General features: G+C 59.2%; 1 protein-coding gene, 1 pseudogene and 1 other annotated feature. The gene and the pseudogene both read right to left on the bottom strand.

Going from position 1 to position 1,103, the window contains the following annotated elements:
* Nucleotides 1-421, bottom strand: a 421-nt coding sequence (locus GOB86_RS15515; RefSeq protein ID WP_151210867.1) for an IS110 family RNA-guided transposase, incomplete at its 3' end; no start/stop codon positions are given.
* A gap of 105 nt (nt 422-526) precedes the next feature.
* Nucleotides 527-942 (bottom strand): annotated as a pseudogene (locus tag GOB86_RS15520) (transposase); the annotation flags it as partial.
* Nucleotides 539-655, bottom strand: a sequence feature (AL1L pseudoknot). (Overlaps the previous pseudogene by 117 nt.)
* Nucleotides 943-1,103: the final 161 nt, after the last annotated feature.

Here is a 1,103-nt window from a genome sequence, read left to right on the forward strand (position 1 = left end):
CACGCAGGGCATTCACCAGTTCCGTGCGCTGGTGCACCAGACGCTGCCGGGCCCGGAAAAGAACGCCACGCGCCTGCTGCGCTTCAGTGCGTGGTTCGACAAAGCGCATTTCCGGCTGACGGGCCGCAATGACGATCGCTTCCGCATCAGCAGCATCGTTCTTCTGGCGCTTCACGAAAGGCTTCACATACTGCGGAGCGATCAGTCTGACCTCGTGACCAGCTCCTGCCAGTTCGCGAGCCCAGTAATGCGCGCTCCCGCACGCTTCAAGAACGACCAGAGCAGGCGGCTGCGTGGCCATGAACTGCATAAACTGCTGACGACGCAGCTTTTTGCGAAACATCACCTCGCCCGCACGCGAAGCTCCATGAACCTGGAAAATGTTCTTTGCCAGATCAACGCCTATCACTGTATCCTTCATCTGCCGTCCTTTCGCGCAGTCGTTTCTTCCAACGACCATTCTGGCACATTGCGATGCCGTGCGGGGAGGACGGCAACCACCCCATCTCACTATGGCTGCCTGATGATAAAACGTGGACGGGGCAATCGGCAGAACGCGACAGATTGGCTCGACCCCGTAATCGGCACGGTAGGTTTCAATAAACGCGATCATTTGCGAAACGGGCGGTCGAGCTCCGCCTGTGCAAAATAAGCTGAAGCTTTCTTGAGAATCTCATTGGCCTGACGCAGTTCACGGACCTCACGCTCCAACGCCCTGATCCGTGCCGTCTCGGCTGTGGTCGGCCCCGGTTGCGTACCCGCGTCCCGCCGGGCCTGCTTCCACCAGTCGAGCAGGCTGTCGCCCGAGCAGCCCAGCTTGCCACCAATCTCGCGACAGGCCGCCGATAGGCTCGGGTAATCCGATCGATGCTCGTCCAGAAGGCGCACGGCGCGCTCACGGAACTCAGGCGAATAACGCGATGTCTTCTTCTTCTCTACCATGGGGCTCATCCTCCGAGAGTTTTACTCTCCGGTAAACCCGGGGCAGTTCAATTTCCTGAGCCTGATGATTCCGAGTTCGTGCCACATCCACCCGAAATCGTAGGCAGCCATGGCACCGCCACTCCCTTGGGCGCGGACCGTAGTGTTTTCGATATCCTTCA

Source organism: Acetobacter lambici, assembly GCF_011516885.1.
GTDB classification, from domain to species: domain Bacteria; phylum Pseudomonadota; class Alphaproteobacteria; order Acetobacterales; family Acetobacteraceae; genus Acetobacter; species Acetobacter lambici.